Annotated in this window: 22 protein-coding genes; 11 read left to right on the forward strand and 11 right to left on the reverse strand. The window is 71.1% G+C overall.

The features are described 5' to 3' along the window. Position 1 precedes the first annotated feature (1 nt). From ALMP_RS23845 to ALMP_RS23875, 7 genes are all read right to left on the reverse strand, one after another. Entirely contained in the window at positions 2–1,822 is a 1,821-nt protein-coding gene (locus ALMP_RS23845) for a branched-chain amino acid ABC transporter permease (protein WP_264931520.1), read from the reverse strand. Between the two features lie 7 nt (positions 1,823–1,829). Next, positions 1,830–2,759, reverse strand: coding sequence for a branched-chain amino acid ABC transporter permease (locus tag ALMP_RS23850; RefSeq protein ID WP_264931521.1), 930 nt, complete (start codon positions 2,757–2,759; stop codon positions 1,830–1,832). A 116-nt stretch (positions 2,760–2,875) separates the two neighbouring features. After that, positions 2,876–4,111: a branched-chain amino acid ABC transporter substrate-binding protein gene (locus ALMP_RS23855; RefSeq protein WP_264931522.1), complete on the reverse strand. Its 1,236-nt coding sequence runs from the start codon at positions 4,109–4,111 to the stop codon at positions 2,876–2,878. Positions 4,112–4,400: 289 nt separating this feature from the next. After that, positions 4,401–5,027, reverse strand: a complete 627-nt coding sequence (locus tag ALMP_RS23860; protein ID WP_264931523.1) for a Tat pathway signal sequence domain protein — start codon at positions 5,025–5,027, stop codon at positions 4,401–4,403. Beyond that, complete coding sequence (locus tag ALMP_RS23865) at positions 5,024–5,473, reverse strand: hypothetical protein (RefSeq protein WP_264931524.1); 450 nt, start codon at positions 5,471–5,473, stop codon at positions 5,024–5,026. Before ALMP_RS23865 ends, ALMP_RS23860 begins: the two co-directional genes overlap by 4 nt. 55 nt (positions 5,474–5,528) lie before the next feature. Then, complete coding sequence (locus ALMP_RS23870; RefSeq protein ID WP_264931525.1) at positions 5,529–6,014, reverse strand: hotdog fold thioesterase; 486 nt, start codon at positions 6,012–6,014, stop codon at positions 5,529–5,531. A 66-nt stretch (positions 6,015–6,080) separates the two neighbouring features. Further along, positions 6,081–8,360: an FdhF/YdeP family oxidoreductase gene (locus tag ALMP_RS23875; protein ID WP_264931527.1), complete on the reverse strand. Its 2,280-nt coding sequence runs from the start codon at positions 8,358–8,360 to the stop codon at positions 6,081–6,083. 281 nt (positions 8,361–8,641) lie between these two features. Here ALMP_RS23875 and polA point away from each other — a divergent pair, with 281 nt between their 5' ends. After that, positions 8,642–11,368 (forward strand): DNA polymerase I, encoded by a 2,727-nt coding sequence (gene polA, locus ALMP_RS23880; protein ID WP_264931529.1) that lies wholly within the window; start codon positions 8,642–8,644, stop codon positions 11,366–11,368. Positions 11,369–11,457: 89 nt separating this feature from the next. On the opposite strand, the gene ALMP_RS23885 is transcribed toward polA, so the two are convergent. Next, positions 11,458–12,297, reverse strand: coding sequence for a DUF4184 family protein (locus tag ALMP_RS23885; protein ID WP_264931530.1), 840 nt, complete (start codon positions 12,295–12,297; stop codon positions 11,458–11,460). Positions 12,298–12,624: 327 nt separating this feature from the next. Here ALMP_RS23885 and ALMP_RS23890 point away from each other — a divergent pair, with 327 nt between their 5' ends. The 3 genes from ALMP_RS23890 (at position 12,625) to ALMP_RS23900 (ending at position 15,732) form a co-directional block, all read left to right on the forward strand. Beyond that, the gene (locus ALMP_RS23890; protein ID WP_264931531.1) at positions 12,625–14,433 is read left to right on the forward strand and encodes a lytic transglycosylase domain-containing protein; all 1,809 of its coding nucleotides are present in this window, start codon (positions 12,625–12,627) and stop codon (positions 14,431–14,433) included. Between the two features lie 150 nt (positions 14,434–14,583). Then, positions 14,584–14,718 (forward strand): SPW_0924 family protein, encoded by a 135-nt coding sequence (locus ALMP_RS23895; protein WP_264931533.1) that lies wholly within the window; start codon positions 14,584–14,586, stop codon positions 14,716–14,718. Between the two features lie 21 nt (positions 14,719–14,739). After that, complete coding sequence (locus ALMP_RS23900) at positions 14,740–15,732, forward strand: DUF3068 domain-containing protein (RefSeq protein WP_264931535.1); 993 nt, start codon at positions 14,740–14,742, stop codon at positions 15,730–15,732. Here ALMP_RS23900 and hrpB read toward each other — a convergent pair. Continuing rightward, a complete protein-coding gene (gene hrpB, locus ALMP_RS23905; protein WP_264931537.1) occupies positions 15,722–18,238 on the reverse strand; it encodes an ATP-dependent helicase HrpB in 2,517 nt (838 codons plus the stop codon). The genes ALMP_RS23900 and hrpB overlap by 11 nt on opposite strands. 22 nt (positions 18,239–18,260) lie before the next feature. After that, positions 18,261–19,085 (reverse strand): class I SAM-dependent methyltransferase, encoded by an 825-nt coding sequence (locus ALMP_RS23910; protein ID WP_375803528.1) that lies wholly within the window; start codon positions 19,083–19,085, stop codon positions 18,261–18,263. A 378-nt stretch (positions 19,086–19,463) separates the two neighbouring features. Here ALMP_RS23910 and rpsA point away from each other — a divergent pair, with 378 nt between their 5' ends. The 4 genes from rpsA to ALMP_RS23930 all read left to right on the forward strand — a co-directional run bounded on the left by rpsA (position 19,464) and on the right by ALMP_RS23930 (position 23,232). Beyond that, positions 19,464–20,954, forward strand: a complete 1,491-nt coding sequence (gene rpsA, locus ALMP_RS23915) for a 30S ribosomal protein S1 (protein ID WP_264931539.1) — start codon at positions 19,464–19,466, stop codon at positions 20,952–20,954. Between the two features lie 164 nt (positions 20,955–21,118). Next, entirely contained in the window at positions 21,119–22,057 is a 939-nt protein-coding gene (locus ALMP_RS23920; RefSeq protein WP_264931541.1) for a PAC2 family protein, read from the forward strand. A 114-nt stretch (positions 22,058–22,171) separates the two neighbouring features. After that, positions 22,172–22,801 carry a dephospho-CoA kinase gene (coaE, locus tag ALMP_RS23925; RefSeq protein ID WP_264931543.1) on the forward strand — a complete coding sequence of 210 codons (630 nt, stop codon included), beginning with the start codon at positions 22,172–22,174 and terminating at the stop codon, positions 22,799–22,801. A gap of 50 nt (positions 22,802–22,851) precedes the next feature. Further along, on the forward strand, positions 22,852–23,232 hold the full coding sequence (locus tag ALMP_RS23930) for a M48 family metallopeptidase (protein WP_264931545.1): 381 nt from the start codon (positions 22,852–22,854) through the stop codon (positions 23,230–23,232). A 141-nt stretch (positions 23,233–23,373) separates the two neighbouring features. On the opposite strand, the gene ALMP_RS23935 is transcribed toward ALMP_RS23930, so the two are convergent. Continuing rightward, positions 23,374–23,640 carry a DUF6343 family protein gene (locus ALMP_RS23935; RefSeq protein ID WP_264931547.1) on the reverse strand — a complete coding sequence of 89 codons (267 nt, stop codon included), beginning with the start codon at positions 23,638–23,640 and terminating at the stop codon, positions 23,374–23,376. A 194-nt stretch (positions 23,641–23,834) separates the two neighbouring features. Here ALMP_RS23935 and ALMP_RS23940 point away from each other — a divergent pair, with 194 nt between their 5' ends. From ALMP_RS23940 to ALMP_RS23950, 3 genes are all read left to right on the forward strand, one after another. Next, the gene (locus ALMP_RS23940; protein ID WP_264931549.1) at positions 23,835–24,536 is read left to right on the forward strand and encodes a bifunctional 2-polyprenyl-6-hydroxyphenol methylase/3-demethylubiquinol 3-O-methyltransferase UbiG; all 702 of its coding nucleotides are present in this window, start codon (positions 23,835–23,837) and stop codon (positions 24,534–24,536) included. Between the two features lie 201 nt (positions 24,537–24,737). After that, positions 24,738–25,244 (forward strand): DoxX family protein, encoded by a 507-nt coding sequence (locus ALMP_RS23945; protein WP_264931551.1) that lies wholly within the window; start codon positions 24,738–24,740, stop codon positions 25,242–25,244. Between the two features lie 308 nt (positions 25,245–25,552). Beyond that, positions 25,553–26,411, forward strand: an 859-nt coding sequence (locus tag ALMP_RS23950) for a Cmx/CmrA family chloramphenicol efflux MFS transporter (protein ID WP_264931553.1), incomplete at its 3' end; no start/stop codon positions are given.

Genomic DNA, 26,411 nt, shown 5'->3' on the forward strand with positions numbered 1-26,411 from the left:
GTCAGGCCCCTGCCTTCGTCAGGACGGTGGGCGCTTCCGCCTCCTCGTGGAACTCCAGCTGACGGCGTCGGTTGGGGATGAGGCCCTCGGGCCGGAAGCGCATCAGCAGGATGAGGGCGACACCGAAGGCGAAGAGCTGGTAGTCGCCGAGGAACTGGAGCTTGTTGGGGATGAGGTAGAGCAGGGCGGCGCCGATGAGGGGTCCGCTGATGGTGCCCATGCCGCCGAGGACGACCGCGGCGAGGAGGAAGGCGGAGTTGGGTGGGATGGCGCCGGCGAAGAGGTACTGCTCGGGTGTCACGGTGTAGGTGACGTGGGCCTGGACGGTGCCGGCGAGTCCGGCGAGGGAGGCGCCGACGGCGAAGGCGATGAGCTTGACCCGGAAGCCGTTGATGCCCATGGCGAGGGCGGCGGTTTCGTCTTCGCGGATGGCGACCCAGGCGCGGCCGATGCGGGAGTCGCCGCTGCGTCGGAAGACGAGTACGACGATGGCCGTGATGAGCAGCATCAGGAAGAAGTAGTTGGCGAATCGGCCGATGGCGAAGCCGGCGATGTCGTGTTGCTTGCTGAAGTCGAATCCGAGGATGTCGAGGTCGGGGATGGCCGAGATGCCGTTGGAGCCGTTGGTGATGTCGGGTCCGGAAGTGCCGTCGAGGTTGTTGGCGGTGATGCGGAAGATCTCACCGAAGCCGAGGGTGACGATGGCGAGGTAGTCGCCGCGGAGGCGGAGGGTGGGGGCGCCGATGAGGACGCCGAAGACGAGTGAGGCGAGTGCGCCGACCAGGACGGCGGCCCAGAAGGGGAACTGGACGCCGAAGGGCGAGCTCTGTGATCCGGAGACGAGGGAGGCGGCGTAGGCGCCGACGCCGAGGAAGGCGACGTATCCGAGGTCGAGCAGGCCGGCGAGGCCGACGACGATGTTGAGGCCGAGGGCGACGGTGGCGAAGATCAGGATGTAGACGCCGAGGGTCGCGTACTGGTCGTCGGTCTGGGTGAAGGGGAAGAGCGCCGCCGCGACGAATGCGCCGCAGATGGTGATGTTCTGGTGGCGTGCGGTGATCTGGGATGCCTGGGCGACGAGTCCGGATTTGGTGAGTGCGGCGAAGCCGAGGCCGGCGCTGATGAGGAAGCCGATGAACAGTTCGTCGTACTCGGTACCGATGCCGTAGGTGAAGACGGTGAGGCCGAGGCCGAGGACGGCGACGATGATCAGGATTTCGGCGTAGGAGGGGAGTGCGCCGACGGGCTTGGCGGTGCCGGAGGCGAAGGCGGTTTTGACGGTTTCCCACTGGTGGCGGGCGTTGTGCTTGAAGTGTTCCCAGCTGGTGTCGTCCGGGTCGATGGGGTCCGGGGCGGGGTGCTGGAAAGGCAGGGCGAGGGCGCCGACGAGGGCCGTGAGGGTGGCGATGGCGACGATGAAGCCGCCGGGTTCCAGGTTGACGAGGCCGCCGAGGTCGACGCTGATCGCGAGGACGGTGTACCAGGCGGTGGCGAAGGTGGCGAGGGTGCCGAATTTGACGGCCGCGTCCGCTCCGGCGGGGGTGAGCCAGGTCAGGCCCTGCACGCCGTAGGAGGAGAGGCAGAACAGGGTGGTGAGGGCGCCGGTGATGAGGACGAGGACTTGGAGGCCGCCGGGGTAGCCGTAGACGGTGAGGTCGCCGGGGAATGCGCTGGTCCAGGTCCAGGCGAGGAAGGTGGAGACGACGGCGAGAATGCTGCCGCCGAGGGCGAGGGCTCGTCCGACACGCTCGGGGATGGGGACGAGGCCGGTGGCGGTGGTGCTCTTGGACAGGGTCTGCGGTGCGGTGGTCTGTGTCGTCATCGGTTTTTCACGCCCTGTCCGCGACGCGTTCGCCGAGCAGGCCCTGTGGCCTGAACAGCAGTACGAGGATGAGGAGTACGAAGGCCCAGACATCGGCCCAGGACTGGCTGCCGAACTTGTCCATGCCGGGGATGTCGGCGATGTAGGCGGTGGCGAGGGTCTCGGCGATGCCGAGGACGACGCCGCCGATCATGGCGCCGTAGATGTTGCCGATGCCGCCGAGGACGGCAGCGGTGAAGGCCTTGAGGCCGAGGATGAAGCCCATGCGGAAGTCGATCTGGCCGTACTTGAGGCCGTAGGCGACGGCTCCGACGGCGGCGAAGGCGGCGCCGAGGGCGAAGGCGAGGACGATGATGCGGTCGGTGTTGACGCCCATCAGTTTCGCGGTGTCGGGGTCCTGGGCGGTGGCCTGCATGCCGCGGCCGGTGCGGGTCTTCATGACGAAGTAGGCGAGGAACGCCATGCTGATGGGGGCGGCGCACAGGAGGAAGATGTCGCCGGTCTGGATGGTGACGTCGCCGAGCTCGAAGGGTCCGCCGGGGATTTCGGGGAAGGTGCGGGCGGACTTGGCGTCGGGGTACCAGGCCCACACCGCCTGCTGGAGGGCGAGGGAGAGGCCGATGGCGGTGATGAGGGGGGCGAGGCGTGGTGCGTTTCGCAGGGGGCGGTAGGCGAACCGTTCCGCTCCGACGGCGATGGTGACGGCGACGATGATCGCGCCGACGATCATCAGCGGCAGGGCGAGCCACATCGTGGTGCCGCCGGGGAGCCAGAGCCAGACCGTGAGTGCGCCGAAGGCGCCGGTCATGAAGATCTCGCCGTGGGCGAAGTTGATGAGCTGGACGATGCCATAGACCATTGTGTAGCCGATGGCGACCAGGCCGTACATGGATCCCAGTAGCAGGCCGTTGACCAGCTGCTGCGGCAGTTCGTTCACCGCATGTCCTCCGAGACGGTTCGGATAGTTCGACGGATGTGGCCGGATGTGAGTGCGCGCGGGGCGCCAGTGGAACAGCGCCCCGCGCGGCTCATGGGTGGGTGCGGGTGTGGGCGTCAGCCGGTGAAGGTGCCCGACTTGACGGTCTTCCAGGCACCGTTCTCGACGGCGTAGACGGTGAGCTGCTTGTTGGTGGCGTCGCCGTATTCGTCGAAGGAGACCTTGCCGGTCACACCGTCGAAGGAGACGTTCTGCATGGCGGCCATGACCTTGGCGCGGGCGTCGCTGGGAAGCTTGCCGCCGTTGTCGTCGACGACCTTCTTGACGGCCTCGATGACGGCCCAGGCGGAGTCGTAGGCGTAGCCGCCGTAGGCGGAGTATTCCTCGCTGTAGCCGGCGGCCTTGTAGTCGGCGACGAACTGCTTGGCGGAGGGCAGGTCTTCGACGGGGGCGCCGACGGAGGTGGCGAGGTCGCCGGTGCCGGTGGCGCCGGCGAGCTTGATGAAGGTGTCGTCCTTGATGCCGTCGCCGCCCACGAGCGGGACGTTGGCGCCGGCGGCCTTGATCTGCTTGCTGAGGGGGCCGGCCTGGGGGTATTCGCCGCCGTAGTAGACGACGTCGGCGCCGGACTTCTTCACCTTGGTGGCGACCGCGGCGAAGTCCTTGGTGTCGGGGTTGATGTGCTCGGTGCCGACGACGCTGCCGCCGAGCTTCTTGAACTCCGCGGTGAAGGTGGCGGCGAGGCCGGCGCCGTAGGTCTTCTTGTCGTCGATGACGAAGACCTTGGTCTTCTTGGCGGTGGTGTAGACGTACTGGGCGGCGAACGGGCCCTGGATGGCGTCCGTGGTGGCGGTGCGGAAGTACGACTTGTACTGGCGGGTCTTGCTCTTCTGCCAGTCGGGGCCCTGGGTGAGGGAGGGGCCGGTGTTGGCGGGGGAGACCTCGACGAGGGAGGCGGCTTCGAAGACCTTCTGCATGGATTCGGCGACGCTGGAGTTGAGCGGGCCGACGACGCCGAGGACGCTCTTGTCGGCGACGAACTTGGTGGCGTTCTGCTGTCCGGCGGACGGCTGGGCCTGGTCGTCGAGGGCGTCGACCTTGAAGGTGATGCCCTTGACGTATTCCTTCTTGTTGGCCGTCTTGGCGGCGAGGTCGGCGGAGTTCTTGATGCCGAGGCCCATGGCGGACAGGTCGCCGGTCAGGGGCGCGTCGACGCCGATGGTGACGGTGGTGCCGCCACTGCCCGAGTCGGAGCCCTTGTCGCCGTCGTCGCCGCGTGAGCCGCAGGCGGTGAGGGTGAGTGCTCCCGCCGCCAGCGCGGCGGTGATGGCGATGAACGAACGTTGACGCACGATCCAGTCCTTTCCCTGGCACGGCCCTCTCCCCCCTGGAAGAGGCCGAGTCGAACGCCGGTCCGAAGCTTTTTCAGGCCGCGCGGTGACTGGCCGTGACTCTAAGCGGGTGAAGGGAACGTGGAGGAGGGTCTGACGAAGGCTGTGACGCTCTTGTTATGACACGAGGTAATGCAGAGCGGTACTCAGTGGGTGGAACAGCGGAATTCGAGCCGATTCGCCCTGTCCGCATGGTGAGAATCCGCAGGAGGAGCCCGGATCGGTTCAGGCGTCTCGGGCGTTTTGGTGATTACCTGGAACTGTTGCTGCAGGCGACTTGTAGGGACTCGGACAGGTCTTGTGCGTACCGTGAACCGAGGATGAAACTGTGCTCTTCTATTGCGCGCGCATTACGTAGAGTTACGTCCAGGAAAGGCAGTCCGGCGTTCCTGGGCACCTTTCCGCATTCCGTCACCCGCATCGTGATGACGATCTTGCGGGCGGAACCCGCCCTGGTGCCGAAGGGCGGCCGAGGGGCCGTGGTCAGGGAGAGGCCGGCGTACGGCTGGGTCAGCGCGGTCACGGTGACCGAGGGCCCCGACTCCACGCCGAGCAGCACCTCGAAGGCGAAGGTCCTGGGCGGTGCGCCGGGGGGTACGGCGGTGGAACCGAGGTAGGTGACGTCCACGACCTGGGACGGGAACGGTGGCGCCGGTGGGGCCGGGGTGTGCTCGCGGGGCCGGGTGGCGTAGAGGGAGCCGCCGGCCGCGAGGAGGGCGGCGGTGGTCAGGGTCGCCAGGACGGCCCGGCGGTGGGTGTCGTAGAGGCGCAGGGGGCGGCTGCGTGGACGTGCGGGGGTGCCGGGGGTGGTGGGGGTCTCGGGGTGGCCCCACGCGCGTGTGCCCTCGCCGGGTTCGACCGGGCCGACGCCGCTCACTGCCAGGCGCCTTCGCCGGGGCCGCCGGAGCGGTACCAGTCGGCACAGCCCTGGCGGGCCTGACGGTCGATCAGTTGGTCGGCGGCGTCCGCTCCCCGGCGTTTCTTCTCGGCCCGCGCGGCGTCCACGACCGCCCGCAGGATGTCGTACTGCCCGTTGGACAGCCCCATCGACTGGTAGTCCCCGTAGGTGGTGCCGTCGAGCACCTTCCGGGACCAGTGGGTGACGATGCGGGTGCACAGGACCTCGGGCGGGGTGGCGGAGGCGGACGGGGTGGTGGAGGTCGGCGCGGTGGCGGAGGCGGGCGGGGTGGTGCCGGTGCCCGCGCGTCCGCCGCCGTGGGTGTCGGTGGTGCCGAAGCTGCCGCAGCCGGTCGTCAACGCGACCGCCAGCAGGGCGAGTCGGGCCGGCCGCCACGCCCCCGGCCGGGGTCCTGCCGTTGTCATGCTCCGACGCTAGGCCGCCCGACGGCGGCGGGCAACGGTCTCCCGAGGTGCCTCGTCACGTCGCGGGGATGTTCGCCGCGTCGCCCGGCCGCACGTCGCGCAGCAGGCACGTCAGCCGCGCCGTGCACACCCGCCGCCCTTCCTCGTCGCTGATCACGATCTCGTACGTCGCCGTGGAGCGCCCCTGGTGCACGGGGGTGGCGACGCCGGTGACCAGGCCGGAGCGGACGCCGCGGTGGTGGGTGCAGTTGAGGTCGACCCCGACGGCGATCTTGGAGCTGCCGCCGTGCAGCATCGAGCCGACGGAGCCGAGGGTCTCGGCGAGCACCGCGGAGGCGCCGCCGTGGAGCAGGCCGTAGGGCTGGGTGTTGCCCTCGACCGGCATCGTGCCGACGACCCGGTCGGCGGAGGCCTCGACGATCTGCACGCCCAGGCGGGTGCCCAGGTGGCCGGCGGAGAACAGGGCCACGAGGTCGACGCCGAGCGCCGCGTACTCGTCGATGACCTCTTGCGGGAACTTCACGTGCTGCTGCTCGCCCATGGGGCCCGACTCCGTTCGTCGTGGTCGCTGCGGCGCCGGTACGCCCGCCGCCTGCTGAGCAAACGCTCAGTCGGTCGCCGATTGTTCCAGACGGACCACGACGGACTTGCTGGCCGGGGTGTTGCTGGTGTCGGCGGTGGCGTCCAGCGGCACCAGGACGTTCGTCTCCGGGTAGTACGCCGCCGCGCAGCCCCGCGCGGTCGGGTAGACCACGACGCGGAAGCCGGGCGCCCGCCGCTCCACGCCGTCCCGCCACTCGCCGACCAGGTCGACGTACGCGCCGTCGGCGACGCCCAGCTCGCGTGCGTCCTCGGCGTTGACCAGCACCACCCGGCGGCCGTTCTTGATGCCGCGGTAGCGGTCGTCCAGGCCGTAGACGGTGGTGTTGTACTGGTCGTGCGAGCGCAGGGTCTGCAGCAGGAGGCGGCCGGCGGGCAGCTTGGGGTACTCGACCGGCGCGGCGGTGAAGTTGGCCTTGCCGGTGGCGGTGGGGAAGCGGCGCTCGTCGCGCGGGGCGTGCGGGAGGGTGAAGCCGCCGGGGCGGGCCACGCGCGCGTTGAAGTCCTCGAAGCCGGGGATCACGCGCGCGATGCGGTCCCGGATCGTCGCGTAGTCCTTCTCGAACTCCTCCCACGGCACCTTGCTGCCCTCGCCCAGGACCCGGCGCGCCAGCCGGCAGACGATGGCCGGCTCGGACAGCAGGTGCGCGCTCGCCGGGTCCAGCCGGCCCCGGGAGGCGTGCACCATGCCCATGGAGTCCTCGACGGTGACGAACTGCTCGCCGCTGTCCTGCGTGTCGCGCTCGGTGCGGCCGAGCGTGGGCAGGATCAGGGCACGCGCGCCCGTGACGACGTGCGAGCGGTTCAGCTTCGTCGACACGTGCACGGTCAGCCGGGCGCGGCGCATGGCCGCCTCGGTGACGTCGGTGTCGGGGGAGGCGGAGACGAAGTTTCCGCCCATCGCGAAGAACACCTTCGCCTCGCCGTCGCGCAGCGCGCGGATGGCCCGTACGACGTCGAAGCCGTGTGCGCGCGGGGGAGCGAAGCCGAACTCCTTCTCCAGGGCGTCCAGGAAGGCGGGCGCGGGACGTTCGAAGATGCCCATCGTGCGGTCGCCCTGCACGTTGGAATGGCCGCGCACCGGGCACACGCCCGCGCCGGGGCGGCCGATGTTGCCGCGCAGCAGCAGGAAATTGACCACTTCGCGGATGGTGGGCACCGAGTGCTTGTGCTGGGTCAGGCCCATCGCCCAGCAGACGATGGTGCGCTCGGAGGCCAGCACCATGCGCAGGGCCTCCTCGATCCGCCCGCGCGTGAGGCCGGTCGCGGCGAGCGTCTCGTCCCAGTCGGCGGCGCGCGCGGCCTTCGCGAACTCCTCGAAGCCGTGGGTGTGTTCGGCGACGAACGCCTCGTCGACCGCGCCTCGCGTCTCCAGGATCAGCTTGTTGAGGAGCCGGAAGAGGGCCTGGTCGCCGCCGATGCGGATCTGCAGGAACAGGTCGGTGAGCGCGGCGCCCGCGGTCATGCCCTTGGCGGTCTGCGGGTTCTTGAAGCGCTCCAGGCCCGCCTCGGGCAACGGGTTGACGCTGATGATCTTCGCGCCGCCCGCCTTGGCCTTCTCCAGCGCGGAGAGCATGCGCGGATGGTTGGTGCCCGGGTTCTGGCCGGCGACGATGATCAGGTCGGCCCGGTAGAGGTCCTCCAGCAGGACGCTGCCCTTGCCGATGCCGATGGTCTCCGACAGGGCCGAGCCGGACGACTCGTGGCACATGTTGGAGCAGTCCGGCAGGTTGTTCGTGCCGAGCTCGCGCGCGAAGAGCTGGTAGAGGAACGCCGCCTCGTTGCTGGTGCGGCCCGAGGTGTAGAAGACGGCCTCGTCGGGGGAGGCGAGGGCGGCCATGTCCTCGGCGATGATGTCGAAGGCCCGCTGCCAGGAGACGGGCTCGTAGTGCGTGCCGCCCTCGGGGAGGTACATGGGGTGGGTGAGGCGGCCCTGCTGGCCGAGCCAGTAGCCGCTGCGGGTCGCCAGGTCGGCCACGGCGTGCGCGGCGAAGAACTCGGGGGTGACCCGGCGCAGGGTGGCCTCCTCGGCCACAGCCTTCGCGCCGTTCTCGCAGAACTCGGCCGCGTGCCGGTGGTCCGGCTCCGGCCAGGCGCAGCCCGGGCAGTCGAAGCCGTCCTTCTGGTTGACGCGCAGCAGGGTCAGCGCGGTGCGTTTCACACCCATCTGCTGCTGGGCGATGCGCAGCGTGTGCCCGATGGCCGGCAGGCCCGCCGCCGCGTGCTTCGGCTCGGCGACCTGCGGCGCGTCCTGGACGGGGTCGGCCTTGGGCGGCTTCGTTGCCATCGCGGCGCTCTCCTTCGCTGACGCGGGTGACACATCGGTGTCTGTGCCTGCCCTCTGCCTCCGATCCTCGCACGCGCCACCGACAGCGGGGACGGACGGGCGTGCGAGGCCGTGGGTATTGGTTGCGGCGGGAGCGGGAGCGGGAGCGGGAGCGGGGGCGAGGGCAGGAGCGGGGGCGGGGATGGCTGGCCCTTGGCCGGGGGCAGTCCGGAGCGGCCCTGTCCGGGTCCTCCACGGTGGGCGGGGTCGGAGTGTCAGTGGGGCGTGGCAGGATCGGGGGCGTGGCAGAAACAGCATCGAAGAAGACCGAGAAGACCTCCGGCGGCGACCGGCCCCGCCTGATGCTCATGGACGGGCACTCGCTGGCCTACCGCGCGTTCTTCGCGCTGCCCGCGGAGAATTTCACCACCGCGACGGGCCAGCCGACGAACGCGATCTACGGCTTCGCGTCGATGCTGGCCAACACCCTGCGTGACGAGGCGCCCACGCACTTCGCGGTCGCTTTCGACGTCTCCCGCAAGACGTGGCGGTCCGAGGAGTTCACGGAGTACAAGGCGAACCGCTCCAAGACCCCGGACGAGTTCAAGGGTCAGGTGGAGCTGATCGGCGAGCTGCTCGACGCGATGCACGTGCAGCGGTTCGCGATCGACGGCTTCGAGGCCGACGACGTCATCGCCACGCTCGCCACCCGGGCCGAGGCCGAGGGCTTCGAGGTGCTGATCGTCACCGGGGACCGTGACTCCTTCCAGCTCGTCAGTGAGCACACCACCGTGCTGTACCCGACGAAGGGCGTCTCGGAGCTGACCCGTTTCACCCCGGAGAAGGTCTTCGAGAAGTACGGGTTGACGCCCGCCCAGTACCCGGACTTCGCGGCGCTGCGCGGGGACCCCTCCGACAACCTCCCTGGCATCCCCGGCGTCGGCGAGAAGACGGCCGCGAAGTGGATCAACCAGTTCGGTTCGTTCGCGGAGTTGGTCGAGCGCGTCGAGGAGGTCAAGGGCAAGGCCGGGCAGAACCTCCGCGACCACCTGGAGGCGGTGAAGCTCAACCGCCGCCTCACCGAGCTGGAGCGGAACGTCGAACTGTCCAAGGGTGTCGCCGATCTCGCGCGGGCGCCGTACGACCGCAAGGCCGTCGCGATGGTCCTGGACACCCTGGAGATCAGGAACCCCTCGCTGCGTGAGCGGCTCCTCGCCGTCGACCCGGGCGGCGAGGAGGCCGAGACGACCCCGGTGGTCGCGGCGGGCGTGGAGCTGGACGGCACAGTGCTGGGCACGGGCGAGCTGACCGGCTGGCTCACCGAGCACGGCGCCGGTCCCCTCGGTGTCGCGACCGTCGACACCTGGGCGCTGGGCAGCGGATCCGTCGCCGAGGTCGCCCTGGCCGCGGCCGGGGGAGCGGCCGCCTGGTTCGACCCGGCGGAGCTGGACGAGTCCGACGAGAACACGTGGGTGGCCTGGCTGGCCGCCGAGGACCGTCCCAAGGTTCTGCACAACGCCAAGGGCGCCATGCGTGTCTTCGCCGAGCACGGCTGGAGCGTCGCCGGTGTCTCCATGGACACCGCGCTGGCCGCCTACCTGGTCAAGCCGGGCCGCCGCTCCTTCGACCTGGACGCGCTGTCCCTGGAGTACCTCGGCCGGGAGCTGGCCCCCGCCGCCGCGGCCGACGGCCAGCTCGCCTTCGGCGCGGACGACGGCGCCGAGGCCGAGGCCCTGATGGTGCAGGCCCGCGCGATCCTCGACCTCGGGGAGGCGTTCGGTGGCCGTCTGGAGGAGGTCGGCGCCGCGGACCTCCTCCAGGACATGGAGCTGCCCACCTCCGCCCTCCTCGCCCGCATGGAGCGGCACGGCATCGCCGCCGACCGGGCCCATCTGGAGGCCATGGAGCAGATGTTCGCGGGCGCCGTCCAGCAGGCGGTGAAGGAGGCCCACGCGGCGGCCGGGCACGAGTTCAACCTGGGCTCGCCCAAGCAGCTCCAGGAAGTCCTCTTCGGGGAACTGGGCCTGCCGAAGACGAAGAAGACCAAGACCGGCTACACGACCGACGCCGACGCCCTGGCCTGGCTGGCCACCCAGACGGACAACGAACTGCCGGTCATCATGCTTCGCCACCGAGAGCAGGCGAAGCTGCGCGTCACCGTCGAGGGCCTGATCAAGACGATCGCCGCGGACGGCCGGATCCACACGACGTTCAACCAGACGGTCGCCGCGACCGGCCGCCTGTCGTCGACGGACCCGAACCTGCAGAACATCCCGGTGCGTACGGACGAGGGCCGGGCGATCCGCCGCGGTTTCGTCGTCGGTGAGGGCTTCGAGTCCCTGATGACCGCCGACTACAGCCAGATCGAACTGCGTGTGATGGCCCACCTGTCCGAGGACGAGGGCCTGATCCAGGCGTTCACCTCCGGCGAGGACCTGCATACCACCGCCGCCTCCCAGGTGTTCGGCGTCGAGCCTGCGGCGGTGGACGCCGAGATGCGCCGCAAGATCAAGGCGATGTCGTACGGCCTGGCGTACGGGTTGTCGGCGTTCGGCCTGTCGCAGCAGCTGAACATCGAGGCGGCGGAGGCCCGCGCCCTGATGGACGCCTACTTCGAGCGTTTCGGCGGCGTCCGTGACTATCTGCGCCGTGCGGTCGACGAGGCCCGGGCGACGGGCTACACGGCGACGCTCTTCGGGCGCCGCCGCTACCTCCCCGACCTCAACAGCGACAACCGTCAGCGTCGCGAGGCGGCGGAGCGGATGGCCCTGAACGCGCCGATCCAGGGCACCGCGGCCGACATCGTCAAGATCGCCATGCTGAAGGTGGACCGGGCGCTGCGCGAGGCCGGTCTCAAGTCCCGCATGCTCCTCCAGGTCCATGACGAAATCGTCCTGGAGATCGCCCCCGGCGAGCGCGCGGCCGCGGAGGACCTGGTCCGCCGCGAGATGGCCGACGCCGTGCGGCTCAGGGCGCCGCTGGACGTCTCGGTCGGCGCGGGCGCGGACTGGGAGTCGGCAGCGCACTAGCCGACGACGGGGCCGGGCGGGGTGGCGCGGGGCGCGGACGTACCGGCCGGGAGTGGGGCCCTGTCTCCGCAGAGACTGGGTCGGCTTCTTCAGCCGGTCCGCACCTCGTCCGCCCGTTCCTCCACCCGTCGGGGCGCCGGGCGCCGGAGCCGTACCGTCACGGCGTACAGCAGCAGGCCCAGCACCAGGCCGGCGCCCGCGCCGAAGCACAGGGTCGGGATGATCTCGTACGGCTTGGCGCGGGCGCCCCAGTGCTCCCACCACCGGGTCGTCCGCTGGACCGCCGCGACGAGTGCGCAGCCGCCGATCAGCAGCGCGGCCCCCCAGCGGTCCCGCGCCGACAGCAACGGCACGCCGACCGGTTCCCCGGCGGGTGCCCGGCGCAGCGCGCAGGCGAGGAACACGGCGATGACGACCGCGGCCACGGCGGAACCGCCGTACTGCATGTACCAGTACAGAGGTGAGCCCGCGATCTGCTCGCCCAGGACCGGGAACACGCGCATGCCCCACCGGTCGAGGTGGGTGAAGGCGTCCCACACGACGTGGGTCAGCGCGCCCAGCGTGGCGGAGACGTACCACCACAGCAGCATGGCCGGGCGGACCCGCGCGCGTGGTGCTCCACAGCGCGTCAGCGTGGCCGTGCGGCCCTGACGGGCGCGCGGCAGCAGCGCCACGAGCGGCTCGCGCACGAGCAGCCACAGCCCCACCAGCGCCCAGGCGACGAGCACGTCGATGGTGAACACGCCCGGGAAGGAGTGTGTGACGTCGCCGAACTCCATCGCCCCGGACAGGACACTCGCCGCGTAGTAGGTCATGTCGGGAGCGATGGAGCCCGCCACCAGCGCGGACGGCACCAGTGGCCCGCGGCCGGTGCCGTCGGTGCGTACGGCGGGCAGGACGGCCGCCGCGTGACTCAGGGTGAACGGCAACGGGGCTCCCGGGGCGGATGGTGCGGGGGCTGAGACCCCAAGATCGACGACGCGAACAAGTATGCGGGACACCACCCGTGTGCCGGCGGTTCATGACCGTGTGGTGAATACCGGGGTCTAACGGGTGCCGGTGTAAACGAAGTTGTCGTAGGGTCGCTGGAGCCGCAGTGCGAAAGCATGGCCGAACAATCGAACAGAACCGGGCAAAACACCCGCGGGCGCAACCCTCGGGGTGGGTCGTTCGTCCCAACAGGGCGAGCAGAACAGAATCACGGGCAACACAAGACGGGTACGGGCGCTCGAGTGTCCACGGGAGGGGTTCACTTCATGTCGGCGCATTTCGGCACCAGGCTGCGCAAGGGTGCGGTCAACACCACCGTGGCCGCGGTGGTGGCCGCGGCCCTGGCGGCGTCCCAGGCCCCGGACGTCACGGCCGGCAGCCACGACGGACGGACCGCCGCCGACGCCCCGTCCGCCGACCAGAGCGCCGAGGGCAGCGCCACCGGCAACTCCCCGTACTACACGGACCTGCCGCCGCTGAACAGCCCCATCCCCGGTCCGAGCGCCAGCCCGTCGGGCACGCCGACCGGCACCGGCGGCAGCGAGGCCGGCATCCCCGCGACCGTCCTGGACGCCTACAAGAAGGCCGCGGCGGCACTGGCCGGCTCCAAGCCCGGCTGCAACCTGCCCTGGGAACTCCTCGCCGCGATCGGCAAGGTCGAGTCGGGCCAGGCCCGCGGTGGCCGTGTCGACGCCGACGGCACCACCCACTCGCCGATCCTCGGCCCGGTCCTCAACGGCATCGGCTTCGCCAACATCAGCGACACCGACAACGGCGCCTACGACGGCGACACGACGTACGACCGCGCCGTCGGGCCCATGCAGTTCATCCCCTCCACCTGGGCGTGGGCGGGCCGCGACGGCAACGGTGACGGCAAGAAGGACCCCAACAACATCTACGACGCCGCGCTCGCCGCCGCGCACTACCTGTGCCGCAACAGCTGGGACATGGCCACCGATTCCGGGCTGCGCAGCGCGATCCTCAGCTACAACAACTCCACGGAGTACTACAACACCGTCAGGTCGTGGCTGGAGTACTACCGCAGGGGCACGCACGAGATCCCCGACGGCACCGGCTCACTGCCGTCCAACCGCAGCGACGACGACGGCACCACGGGCGCCTCGCCGAACCCCGGCACCACGCCGACGCCGAACACGCCCACCAAGCCGACGACGCCGTCCACGAGCCCCAAGCCCGGCCCCACGACGCCGACCACGCCCACGACGCCCACCACGCCGGCCCCGACGCCCACCGACACGGTCGACCACCTCGAGAACGCGGGCACGGCCAAGCTCACCGCCATGGCGGGCGACACCTTCACGGAGAAGATCAGCACGCGGGCCGAGACGGCGGCCGGCAAGGCCGTCGCCAAGGTCAGGATCCGCTTCACCATCCTCGGCTCCACCGACACCACCTTCGCCGGCGGTGAGAACGTCGCCACGGTCGTCACCGACAGCAAGGGCGTCGCCGTCGCCCCGGCTCTCCAGGCGGGCGAGTCCACCGGCGGCTTCACCGTCCGCGCCACCGTCGCGGGCCGTCTGACGGCCGCTCTCGACTACACCGCCACCGTCACCGACCGCGCCGCCGACGCCCTCTCCACCGGCACGACCGCGTTGACCTGCGTCGCGGGCGGCACGTTCGCCGGCCAGGTGGAGGTGAAGGCCACCTACAAGGGCGCCGTCGCCGACAAGGTCGCGGCCACCGCCACCATCGTCAAGGCGGCCGGCGACACCAGCGCCGCGGACCAGGGCCCCTACTTCAAGGACGCCGCCGGCAACCCCGTCCGCTCCCTGACGAACCTCCAGACCGACGCGAACGGCCGGCTGAGGCTGCCGAGCCTCTACGCCGGTGACACCGCGGGCACGTACCTGCTGCGCGTCACCACCACGGGCGGGGCCACGCTCACCGTGGAACTGACCGTCACGGCCGCCCCGTCCTCCTCGCCGAGCCCTTCGGAGAGCGCCGGCGAAAGCCCCTCGGAGAGCCCGTCCGAGAGCCCCTCCGAGAGCCCCTCCGAGAGCGCGTCCGAGAGCGCGTCCACGACGCCGTCGGAGTCGACCACGACCGGCTCCTGACCCACCGCGACACGACGACGGCGCCCCCTCCACCCGAGTGGGGCGCCGTCGTCGTGCAGACGTGTTCTCATCTCGCGCTCCCGTTGCTACCGTGCCGGACCTGACGCTCCATCAGTTCCCGTGGTCGCCGCACCGCACCGGGAGGCCCGTATGCGCGCCCTGATCGCCGCCGCGACCGGTCTGGCCGTCGCGCTCGCCCTGGTGCTCACACTCACCGCCCTGGGCACCCCCACCGGCCGCACCTCCCCGAAACCGCTGCTGACGACGGTGCCCGCACACCCCTGACCGCCCGGGAGGGAGGCCGAGATGCGCCGCAAGGCCAGCCTGATCCTGCTCGCCCTCGCCGTGTTCTGCACGGCACTGTCCCCACTGCTGCGCTGGTACGCCTTCCCCCGCCTGGCCAAGGTCCCGGCCGACGCCTACCAGACCATGGTCCTGGAGGCCCGCGACGCCACCCTCCTCGACTACGGCACGATGACCGCCCGCACGGTCCCGAAAGTCACCATCGTGCAGACCCTGAAAGGCAACGTGGAGGCCTCCGAGCGCATCGAGGAGACAGCAGGACGGGACGTCGTCGTCTGGGACGGCCTGTCCTACGTCCAGGGCCCCGACGGCAAGATGGTCTCCAAGGTCCCCGAGCGCTACATCTTCGACGCCCACACCCAGGAACCCGTCCACGCCACCGGCGAGATGGTCGACGGCGACCCGGTCCGCCGGGACGGCCTGGAGTTCAAATGGCCGTTCCTGACCGAGAAACGCGACTACGAGTACTTCGACGCACAGGCCCGCGTCACCGCCCCCATCCACTACAAGGGCACCCAGAACTTCCGCGGCCTGGAGGTCTACTACTTCGAACAGACCGTCCCCTGGACCAAAGTCCCCATGCCCAAAACCATGCCGGTCGCCGGCATCACCCCCGAGACCGTCGCCCGAACCGGCACCACCCGCTGGTACACCACCGTCCGCAAGTTCTGGGTCGAACCGCTCACCGGCGCCCCCGTCTACGGCGAGGAGATCCACCAGGAGGAACTGCGCGGCGGCACCCTGCTCGGCGACCGCGCCAAGGTGACGGCCTTCGCCGGGCACGTGAAGATGCGCGAGGACTACATCGACCACACCGTGGCCCTGGTCAAGTCCAACCGCGCCCTGGTGCTGCTCATGACGTCCTACCTGCCCTGGGGCCTCCTGCTCCTCGGCACCCTGCTGCTCGCCCTCTCCCTCTGGCTGGAGGCCCGAGGCCGACGCCCCGCCCGGCCGGCCCCCGCCGAACCGGCCGCACCACAGCCCGTCACCGCCTGAGCCGCGCGTTGGTGTGCCGGGTCGGCTCCGCGCCCGCCGGGTCCTCCGGCCACGGATGCTTCGGATACCGGCCCCGCAGCTCCGCCCGCACGCCCCTGTAACCGTCCCGCCAGAACGAGGCGAGATCGGCGGTGACCGCCGCGGGCCGGCCCGCGGGCGAGAGCAGGTGCACCAACAGCGGCACCCCCGCCACGCGCGGCGACTCCTGGAGCCCGAACATCTCCTGCAACTTCACCGCCAGCACGGGCCGCTCCGGATCCGCGTAGTCGATCCGGATCCTGGACCCACTCGGCACCGTGATCCGCTCGGGTGCCAGCTCCTCCAGCCGGGCCGCCTCCCCCGACGCCCACGGCAGCAGCCGGCCCAGCGCCTGCCCGGCGTCGATCCGCGCGAGATCGGCACGCCGCCGGGCCCGGCTCAGCTCCGGCTCCAGCCAGTCGTCCACGCGCGCGTACAGCCCCTCGTCGGAGACATCGGGCCAGGGCTCACCGAGCTGCCGCCGCAGGAACGCCAGCCGCTGCCGCAGCACCCCAGCCTCCGCCGACCAGCGCAACACCCCCAGCCCCTCCTGCCGCAACCCATCGAGCAGCGCGTTCCGTACGAGCGCCGAATCGGCGTCCGGCAGCGCGCGCACCGCCAGCTCCACCGCCCCCAGCCGCTCGACCCGCCGCGCCACGACATCCCCGTCGGCCCAGTGGACCTCCTCCCGCTCGTCGAGCAGCGACGCGGCCGCGAACCGGGCGGTCTCCTCGTCCACGGCCGCCGCGAGCCGCACCCGCGCGTGCCCCTTCCCGACGGGCCGGTCGGCGACGGCGACGGCGAGCCACGGCGCGCCCCGCAGGGCGGACCCTTTACCGAGCTCGGCGCGGGTCCCCGAGGCCATCAGGTACGAGCCACCGTGGGCCCTGGCCACCCGCTCGGGAAACGCCAGAGCGGCGACCAGCCCGGCCATCCGGTCGTCTCCGGCCGGACCGGCCCCGACGTCCCCCCGCACCGGGCGGGTCTCCCGGGCGGTGTCCGACTCCACGACGGCCCGCAGCCGCCGGACCTCCGCCCGCCATCGCGCCGCGTACGCGTCACCCCCACGCCGCGCCGCCCGCAGAGCCGCCGCGAGATCGTCCCCGTACTCCCGAGGAGCCTCCTCACTCAGCAGCGCCACCACCTCGGCACCCTCACCGGAGGTGTCCAGCAGCGCCCGCCCCAGCCGGGGATGCAACCCCAGCCGGGCCAACCGCACCCCCCGCTCCGTGGCCCGCCCCTCGGCGTCCACCGCCCCGATCGCCGTCAGCAGACCCCGCGCCGCCGCCATCGCCCCGCCCGGCGGCGGATCCAGCAGCGCCAGCCCCGAGGCGTCGGGATCGCCCCAGCAGGCCGCCTGAAGGGCGAACGCGGTCAGGTCGGCCACCTTGATCTCCGGCGCCGGGAACCGCGGCAGACGTGCGTCCTCCGCCTCCGACCAGCACCGGTACACCACCCCCGGCGCCTCACGCCCGGCCCGCCCGGCGCGCTGCCGCCCGGCCGCCTGCGACGCCCGGACCGTCGCCAGCGCGCTCAGCCCGCGCGCGTGGTCCACCCGCGGCTCGCGCGCCAGCCCCGAGTCCACGACCACCCGCACCCCCGGCACCGTCAGCGACGACTCGGCCACCGACGTCGCGAGCACCACCCGGCGCCGCTCGGCGGGCGCCAGCACCGCGTCCTGCACAGCCGCCGGCGCCCGCCCGTGCACCTGGAGCACGTCCACGCCGTCCAGGTCCCCGAGCCGCCCCGCGACCCGCGCGATCTCACCGACGCCCGGCAGGAAACACAGGACGTCCCCCGACCGCTCGGCCAGCGCCCGCCGCACCACCGACGCCACGTGCGCCGGCAGCGCGGGATCGACCCACATGCCGTGCGGCGGCCGTACCGGACGGGACGGCGGCGCCCACACCACCTCCACCGGGAACGACGCCCCTTCCGCGGCCACCACCGGCGCCCCGCCCAGCAGCCGCGACCACCCCTGCGTGTCGGTCGTCGCCGAGGCCGCCACCAGCCGCAGCTCGGGCCGCAGCGCCTCCCGCACGTCCCACAGGAACGCGGCCGCCGTGTCCGCGTCCAGATGCCGCTCGTGGCACTCGTCCAGCACCACCACGTCGACACCGGCCAGTTCCTGGTCGCGCTGGAGGCGCTGGAGCAGCACACCCGTCGTGACGACCTCCACGCGCGTGTGCCGCCCCACGACCCGCTCCCCGCGCACGGTGAACCCGACGCTCTGCCCGGGCCGCTCGCCCAGAAGCCACGCCATCCGCCGCGCCGCCGCCCGCGCCGCGATCCGCCGCGGCTCGGCCACGACCACCCGCCGCGCCGGCCCCTCGCCGAGCAGCCCCGCCAGCGCGAGCGGCACCATGGTCGTCTTGCCGGTGCCGGGCGGCGCGGCCAGCACGGCGGTGCCGTGCCCCTCCAGGGCGTCGTTCACAGCGGGCAGGGCGGCCCGCACGGGCAGCGCGTCCAGGGCGTCGTAACGGATCACGCCCCCAGTGTCGTACGCGGGGCTAGGAACGTTCGCAGACGAAGATCGCCGTGCCCGGGAGGAGGCTTCCGCGCAGCGGCGACCAGCCGCCCCACTCCGAGGTGTTCCAGTCCGGCCACTCCGGCTCCACCAGGTCCACCAGCCGGAAGCCCGCCGCCACGATGTCGCGCACCCGGTCACCGAGCGTGCGGTGGTGCTCGACGTACACCGCGTGGCCCCGCTCGTCCTGCTCGACGTACGGCGTGCGGTCGAAGTAGGACGACACCACCGTCAGCCCCTCCGGGCCCGGCTCGTCGGGGAACGCCCAGCGGATCGGATGCGTCACCGAGAACACGAAACGGCCGCCCGGGCGCAGCACCCGGCGCACCTCCCTGAGCACCAGCACCGGATCGGCGACGAAGGGCAGCGCCCCGTACGCCGAGCAGGCCAGGTCGAAGAAGGCGTCCGCGAAGGGCAGCGCGGCCGCGTCGGCGCACACCAGGGGGAAGGCGCCACCGATGCGCAGCGCGTGCTGGAGCTGGCGGTGGGAGACGTCCAGGGCCACCGGACGGGCCCCCTGGGCGGCCAGCCAGCGGGAGCACTGGGCCGCGCCGGCGCCGATCTCCAGCACCTCCTGGCCCTTGAGGTCCTCCGGCGGGCCGAGCAGCCCGGCCTCCACCTCGTCCAGGCCCTCGGGGCCCCACACGAAGCGGTCGTCGCCGAGGAACGTGCCGTGTTCGATCTGGTATTCGTCCGCGTTGCGGTCCCACCAGCCCCGGTTGGCCCGGGCGCTCTCCGCGACGCCGGCGTCGCGGCGGGTGGCCTCCGGCTCATAGGCCGGCTCGGACGATGCGGGCTCTTGGATGATCGGCTCCCTCGTCGTACTCTTCCGTCCAACCCGCCACGGCGGTGTCGCTTCGCCCTACCGGGGGGTCTTCGCGCGGCCTGCGCCGTCTCGGAACACAGGTTTTGTGCCGGGTATGGGGCGATCCGCCCCGGGTGTGCGGCTTCGCGCATTGACCCTGCCCGGCTGCCCCCGTATGCTACAAGTTGCGCTGCGGGCCTGCGCACCTCAGACGTAGCAGGCTGCGCTCGCATCTGTTGTATGTCCCCTCGGTTGTCGAGGCGCCGTCGCCGGTTCGCTGGTGAGGCGCTTCCTAGGCTGTCCGGCTTCTGCAGAGCGAAACGGGCTCCCGGCGTAAGCAGTACCTACGACTTCAATGTCCGTACCGGAGCCCTTTCCCACATGACGAGCAGCACCGAGACCACCGCCACCACCCCGCAGGTAGCGGTCAACGACATCGGTAACGAGGAAGCCTTCCTCGCAGCGATCGACGAGACGATCAAGTACTTCAACGACGGCGACATCGTCGACGGCGTCATCGTGAAGGTCGACCGGGACGAGGTCCTGCTCGACATCGGTTACAAGACCGAAGGTGTCATCCCGAGCCGCGAGCTCTCGATCAAGCACGACGTCGACCCCAACGAGGTCGTCGCCGTCGGTGACGAGATCGAGGCCCTGGTCCTCCAGAAGGAGGACAAGGAAGGCCGCCTGATCCTCTCGAAGAAGCGCGCCCAGTACGAGCGTGCCTGGGGCACCATCGAGAAGATCAAGGAAGAGGACGGCATCGTCACCGGTACCGTCATCGAGGTCGTCAAGGGTGGTCTCATCCTCGACATCGGCCTCCGTGGCTTCCTGCCGGCTTCCCTCGTCGAGATGCGCCGCGTCCGCGACCTCCAGCCCTACGTGGGCAAGGAGCTCGAGGCCAAGATCATCGAGCTGGACAAGAACCGCAACAACGTGGTCCTGTCCCGCCGTGCCTGGCTGGAGCAGACCCAGTCCGAGGTCCGCCAGACGTTCCTCACGACCCTCCAGAAGGGTCAGGTCCGCTCCGGTGTGGTCTCCTCGATCGTCAACTTCGGTGCCTTCGTGGACCTGGGTGGCGTCGACGGTCTGGTCCACGTCTCCGAGCTGTCCTGGAAGCACATCGACCACCCCTCCGAGGTCGTCGAGGTCGGCCAGGAGGTCACGGTCGAGGTCCTCGACGTCGACATGGACCGCGAGCGCGTCTCCCTGTCGCTGAAGGCGACCCAGGAAGACCCGTGGCAGCAGTTCGCCCGCACCCACCAGATCGGCCAGGTCGTGCCCGGCAAGGTCACGAAGCTGGTTCCGTTCGGTGCGTTCGTCCGCGTCGACGAGGGCATCGAGGGTCTGGTCCACATCTCCGAGCTGGCCGAGCGCCACGTGGAGATCCCGGAGCAGGTCGTCCAGGTCAACGACGAGATCTTCGTCAAGGTCATCGACATCGACCTCGAGCGCCGTCGCATCAGCCTCTCGCTGAAGCAGGCCAACGAGTCCTTCGGTGCCGACCCGGCCGCGGTCGAGTTCGACCCGACCCTGTACGGCATGGCCGCGTCCTACGACGACCAGGGCAACTACATCTACCCCGAGGGCTTCGACCCGGAGACCAACGACTGGCTGCCGGGCTACGAGAAGCAGCGCGAGGAGTGGGAGCGCCAGTACGCCGAGGCGCAGTCCCGCTTCGAGCAGCACCAGCAGCAGGTCATCAAGTCCCGCGAGGCCGACGCCGCTGCCGAGGCCGAGGGCGGCGAGGCTGCGGCTCCGGCCGCGACCGGCGGCTCGTACTCCTCCGAGGGCGCCGACACCTCCGGCGCGCTGGCCTCGGACGAGGCGCTCGCCGCGCTGCGCGAGAAGCTCGCGGGCGGCCAGAGCTGACGCCCCTTGAGCCGTAGCTCTTGAGCGGGAGCTCTTGAGCCGTAGCTCTTGAACCGAGGGCCCGCACCTTTCGAGGTGCGGGCTCTCGGCGTTGCCGCACATGGCCGGGAATGCCCATGCCCCCACGCGCGTTGTGCAGTACGAACACGAGGGGAGCGGTCCAAGTGCTTGATCCGCAGGGTTTGTACGCATGGGAGCCGAAGGGGCTGGCCGTCGTCGACATGGCGCTGGCCCAGGAGTCGGCCGGACTTGTCATGCTCTACCACTTCGACGGATACATCGACGCGGGTGAGACCGGCGACCAGATCGTCGACCGGCTCCTCGACTCGCTGCCCCACCAGGTCGTCGCCCGCTTCGACCACGACCGGCTGGTCGACTACCGCGCCCGGCGTCCGCTGCTCACCTTCAAGCGCGACCGGTGGACCGACTACGAAGAGCCCGCCATCGAGGTGCGGCTCGTACAGGACGCCACCGGAGCGCCGTTCCTGCTGCTGTCCGGCCCCGAGCCGGACGTCGAGTGGGAACGCTTCGCCGCCGCCGTACGGCAGATCGTGGAACGGCTCGGCGTCCGCCTGTCGGTGAACTTCCACGGCATCCCCATGGGCGTCCCGCACACCCGCCCCGTCGGCATCACCCCGCACGGCAACCGCACGGACCTCGTCCCGGTCCACCGCAGCCCCTTTGACGAGGCACAGGTCCCCGGCAGCGCCGAGGCGCTCATCGAGTACCGCCTCATGGACGCCGGCCACGACGTCCTGGGCGTCGCCGCCCACGTCCCGCACTACATCGCCCGCTCCGCCTACCCGGACGCCGCCCTGACCGTCCTGGAGGCCATCACGGCCGCGACGGGACTGGTGCTGCCCGGCGTCGCACACGCCCTGCGCACCGACGCGCACCGCACCCAGACCGAGATCGACCGCCAGATCCAGCAGGGCGACGAGGAACTCACCGCCCTCGTCCAGGGACTCGAGCACCAGTACGACGCCGCCGCGGGCGCCGAGACCCGCGGCAACATGCTCGCCGAACCGACGGACATCCCGTCGGCGGACGAGATCGGGCGGGAGTTCGAAAAGTTCCTGGCGGAGCGGGAGGGCGAGGGCTGAGCCCTTCCGGGGCGGAAGGGGGAGAGCTGAGCACTTCCGGATCCGCCCGGTGCGCCCGGTGCGCTGTCGGGGGCATGGGGGGTATGGCCGGGGGTATGGCCTAAGCTTCCGGTCATGCTGAGCGTAGGCCTGACCGGCGGCATCGGCGCCGGCAAGAGCGAGGTGTCGCGGCTGCTCGTCGCGTGCGGGGCCGTCCTGATCGACGCCGACCGCATCGCCCGTGAGGTCGTGGCGCCCGGCACGCCGGGCCTCGCGGCGGTCGTCGAAACCTTCGGCGAGACCGTGCTCACCGAGGACGGCAGCCTCGACCGCCCCCGTCTGGGCTCCATCGTCTTCGCCGACCCGGAGAAGCTCGCCCTCCTCAACGCCATCGTGCACCCGCTGGTCGGCGCCCGCTCCCGCGAGCTGGAGGCCGGCGCCCCCGCCGACGCCGTCGTCGTCCACGACGTGCCGCTCCTCACCGAGAACGGCCTCGCGCCCCTCTACGACGTGGTCGTGGTCGTCGACGCCGCCCCCGAGACCCAGCTGCACCGGCTCGTCCACCTGCGCGGCATGACCGAGGACGACGCACGCGCGCGGATGGCGGCACAGGCCACCCGCGAGCAGCGCCGGGAGATCGCGGACATCGTGATCGACAACGACGTGCCGCTGGCCGAGCTGGAGCAGCGCGTGAAGGACGTGTGGGCGGAGCTGGCGCGGCGGGCACACGAGCCCCGGGAGTCCCAGGAATCGCCGGGGGAATAGCGGCCCCCGTCGCGCGCGTTGAACGCGTCCAGCAAGGGAAGGATTTTTCCGTGCCCGAAACCAGCGGTTCGACCGGACGTACTCCTGAGACGCACGTCATCGACTTCCGTGCCGCGGAGCAACTGCTCGCCGCACGGGACCCGCGGGGCGCGGTGAAGCTGCTCGACGGCGTCATCGCCGCGCACCCCGAGAACACCGCCGCCCGCCTGCTGCGCGCGCGTGCCTTCTTCGCGGCCGCGCAACTGCGACCCGCCGAACTGGAGTTCACGATCGTCCTGGAGCGCGAGCCGGACAACGCGTTCGCACACTTCGCGCTCGCCCGGACCTATGAGCGGCAGGGGCGCGGCGACCAGGCCAAGCGCCACTTCCGCCTGGCGGCCGCGCTGGACCCGAACCCGCAGTACCTGAAGGCGGCACGGTTCGACTCGTGAGCACCGCCGGCGACCCGTTCGGCTCGTGAGCGACGGTCGGCGACTTGGTCGACTGCCGGCGGCCTGATCGACTCATGAGCGACCGCCGACGACCCGGTCGGACATGGATGACCGTCGCCGACCGCGTGCGAGCGCCGGGCCTCAGGCGCGGGGGCGCTGCGGCGGTTCGTACGGGGGGATGTCACGACCCGGCTGGTAGTGCGGGCCCTGCCGGATGTGGCGGAGGATCATGGCCAGGTCGACGGTGACGACGAGCCACAGTGCCGCGCAGGCGGCCGCCCAGCCGGGACGCCCGGCGATGGCGAACGCGGCCGTGCCGAAGACCGCCCAGATCAGTCCCCACACGGCCAGCCAGAAACGGACCCGCAGCACACTGCGCGCCGTCCTCGGCTCACTGCCGGTACGCATTCGGATCACCACTCCTTCTTGCAACGTACTCTTCGGCCGAGATCGAGTCGAGGACGGGCCGCCGGGTCAGGATTCATCGATTTTGTCCGTGCATGGGCAGAGTGAACGTCAGCGCTGTCGCTCGAACGGGTGAACTGGCCGGGGGAGGGGGACGGCCCGGAGGGGCGGTTCGTTCGACGGACATGAGGCTTGAAATGCGAGAGGGATACGAGGGCACGGGCCCCGGTGCGATCACCCCGGACGGCTGCGCGGTCGAGCTCTACAGCCGCATGCCCGTGATGGACGAGCCGGACATCATCTCGGCGGCGGTGCCCGCCGGCGCGCACATCCTGGAGCTGGGCAGCGGTGTGGGGCGGGTGACCCACGCCCTCGTGGAGCGGGGATTCACGGTCACGGCGGTGGACGAGTCCGCCGAGATGCTCGAGCGTGTCCGCGGCGCCCGCACCATATGCAGCCCGATCGAGGCCCTCGACCTGGGCGGCGAGACGTTCGACGTGGTGATGCTCGCGTCGTTCCTGGTCCACAGCGGTGATGTCGAGGTGCGGCGCGGCATGCTGCGCACCTGCGCACGGCATGTCACCGAGGGAGGATGCGTACTGATCCAGCGAGAGGGAGCCGACTACCACACGAACGTGCCGCGCGAACGAGTCGATCCGAGCGGCTTCACGGTGCGGATACTGTCGGCGGATCCGCAGGGCGACGGCGTCCACTCGGTGCACGTGGAGTACGTGTTCCCGGACGCGGTATGGACCCAGACGTTCCGCTCGCGGCCGCTGACCGACCAGCAGTTCGAGGAGGCGTTGGCGGAGGCGGGGCTGAGAGTGGACCGGTATCTGACGGAAGATCGGGTCTGGGTGAGAGTGGTGCCGGCGGGGGAGGTGCCGCAAGGGGAGTAGGAGCCGCGGGGGACCTGGACCCGGGACGGGGCGAACAGGTGTCGCGGAGGAACAGGAACCGGAGGGAGCGGATGCCGGTGACGGAGTAGGGGATAAGAAGTCGGCACGAGGACGGGAACAGTTCGGCCGGCGGCGATGAGTTGCGGGGCGTGGGGCGGTCTACCACCACGACACCACGGACCGATTCCCCGGGAGACACCCATGTCCGAGACCGCCGCTTCCGCCGCCTCTCCGCTCTCGACCGCGACCCCCATCCCCACCTCTGCCTCCACCTCCACCTCCAGCTCCGCATCCGCCTCCCGCTCCTCCTCCGGAACCGCGCGAGGCCGTCGGGCGCGTGTCGCCCTGCGGTCCGTGCAGGTGCTGCTCGCGCTGTTCTACGGGATCGCGAGCGCGCTGCCGAAGCTGATCGCGCACCCCTCGGCGTCCGAGGGCTTCGACAAGATGGGCTGGGGCAGCGCGGGGATGTACCTCATCGGCGTTCTCGAACTCGCCGGTGCTATCGCGCTGTTGGTGCCGGTGCTCCAGTCGGTGGCGGCGATGGCGCTCGGCGCGCTCATGGTGGGCGCGTTCGTCGTCCAGGTCGTCGTCTTCGACGGGCAGAACGCGGCGACCCCGCTCATCCTGCTGATCCCCCTGACGCTCATCGCCTGGGCGCGGCGGAGGTCCACCGCGGAGCTGCTGCGGCTGCTGCGGCGCGGGGCGTGACGCGGCGGTACGACGGGTCCGCGTGCAGCAAGGCAAGGCCTGGGTGTTGCGGGACATGACGTGGTGGCACAGGCCGACGCCGGTGAAACCGTGGTGCGTCGACGGACAGAGGTCGGGTAGCGTGCGGGCCATGTCGAGTCCTGAGTCAGACAAGGTGGGGGCTTTCGGTCACGCCGTCAGCCCCCACGATCACTGAGCTCGTAGCCCTGTCGTCGCGCCGCGTTCTGCGGTCGGACGAGTGTGTTCCTGGGGCTGGCCGCGGTGACGAGATGACCTTCTCGTGCTTCTCCTCGTCTCGGAGCCACTCGATGCCTCTTCCCCTGTACCTGCTTGCCTTGGCGGTCTTCGCCATGGGCACCTCGGAGTTCATGCTCGCCGGCCTCTTGCCGGACATCGCCTCGGATCTCGACGTCACAGTCGGGACGGCAGGCGTACTCACCTCGGCCTTCGCGATCGGCATGATCGTCGGCGCGCCCCTGGTGGCCGCGCTGGCCCGCAACTGGCCCAGGCGCTCGAGCCTTCTCGGGTTCGTCCTCGCTTTCGCGGCAGCTCACGCCGTGGGAGCCATCACCACGAGCTTCCCGGTCCTGTTCGCCACCCGGGTCGTAGCCGCGCTCGCGAACGCGGGGTTCCTCGCGGTCGCCCTGACGGCTGCCGCCAGGCTGGTGCCCGCCGACCAGAAAGGACGTGCGCTGGCCGTGCTGCTGTCAGGCACGACGGTGGCCACGATCGCCGGTGTCCCTGGCGGGTCGGTACTCGGCACGTTGCTCGGCTGGCGGGCCACGTTCTGGGCTGTCGCCGCTCTCTGCCTGCCCGCAGCCCTCGGCATCCTGAAGGCGATCCCGGCGGGACGTGCGAAGGAAGAGGCGGCTGGTGGGCCGACCTTGCGAGCGGAGTTCGCCCAGCTCGCAAGGCCGCGGTTGCTGCTGGTGATGCTGCTCGGCGCGCTGGTGAACTCGGCAACCTTCGCAAGCTTCACCTTCCTGGCCCCCGTCGTGACCGACACCGCCGGGCTGGGCGAGCTGTGGATCTCCGTGGCTCTGGTGCTCTTCGGTGCCGGTTCCCTCGTCGGCGTCACCGTCGCCGGACGGCTGTCCGACCAGCGCCCCGCGCTGGTTCTCACAGTCGGTGGTCCGCTGCTGCTCATCGGCTGGCCGGCCCCGGCCG

Origin of the sequence: Streptomyces sp. A012304 (genome assembly GCF_026008495.1) — a bacterium.
In the GTDB taxonomy this organism is placed as follows: Bacteria; Actinomycetota; Actinomycetes; order Streptomycetales; family Streptomycetaceae; genus Streptomyces.

Coding starts and splice junctions, on each gene's coding strand:
- ALMP_RS23845 (WP_264931520.1), bottom strand. CDS start 1,822: ATGACGACACAGACCACCGCACCGCAGACCCTGTCCAAGAGCACCACC.
- ALMP_RS23865 (WP_264931524.1), bottom strand. CDS start 5,473: ATGACAACGGCAGGACCCCGGCCGGGGGCGTGGCGGCCGGCCCGACTC.
- ALMP_RS23870 (WP_264931525.1), bottom strand. CDS start 6,014: ATGGGCGAGCAGCAGCACGTGAAGTTCCCGCAAGAGGTCATCGACGAG.
- ALMP_RS23875 (WP_264931527.1), bottom strand. CDS start 8,360: ATGGCAACGAAGCCGCCCAAGGCCGACCCCGTCCAGGACGCGCCGCAG.
- ALMP_RS23890 (WP_264931531.1), top strand. CDS start 12,625: ATGTCGGCGCATTTCGGCACCAGGCTGCGCAAGGGTGCGGTCAACACC.
- ALMP_RS23895 (WP_264931533.1), top strand. CDS start 14,584: ATGCGCGCCCTGATCGCCGCCGCGACCGGTCTGGCCGTCGCGCTCGCC.
- ALMP_RS23900 (WP_264931535.1), top strand. CDS start 14,740: ATGCGCCGCAAGGCCAGCCTGATCCTGCTCGCCCTCGCCGTGTTCTGC.
- rpsA (WP_264931539.1), top strand. CDS start 19,464: ATGACGAGCAGCACCGAGACCACCGCCACCACCCCGCAGGTAGCGGTC.
- coaE (WP_264931543.1), top strand. CDS start 22,172: ATGCTGAGCGTAGGCCTGACCGGCGGCATCGGCGCCGGCAAGAGCGAG.
- ALMP_RS23935 (WP_264931547.1), bottom strand. CDS start 23,640: ATGCGTACCGGCAGTGAGCCGAGGACGGCGCGCAGTGTGCTGCGGGTC.
- ALMP_RS23940 (WP_264931549.1), top strand. CDS start 23,835: ATGCGAGAGGGATACGAGGGCACGGGCCCCGGTGCGATCACCCCGGAC.
- ALMP_RS23945 (WP_264931551.1), top strand. CDS start 24,738: ATGTCCGAGACCGCCGCTTCCGCCGCCTCTCCGCTCTCGACCGCGACC.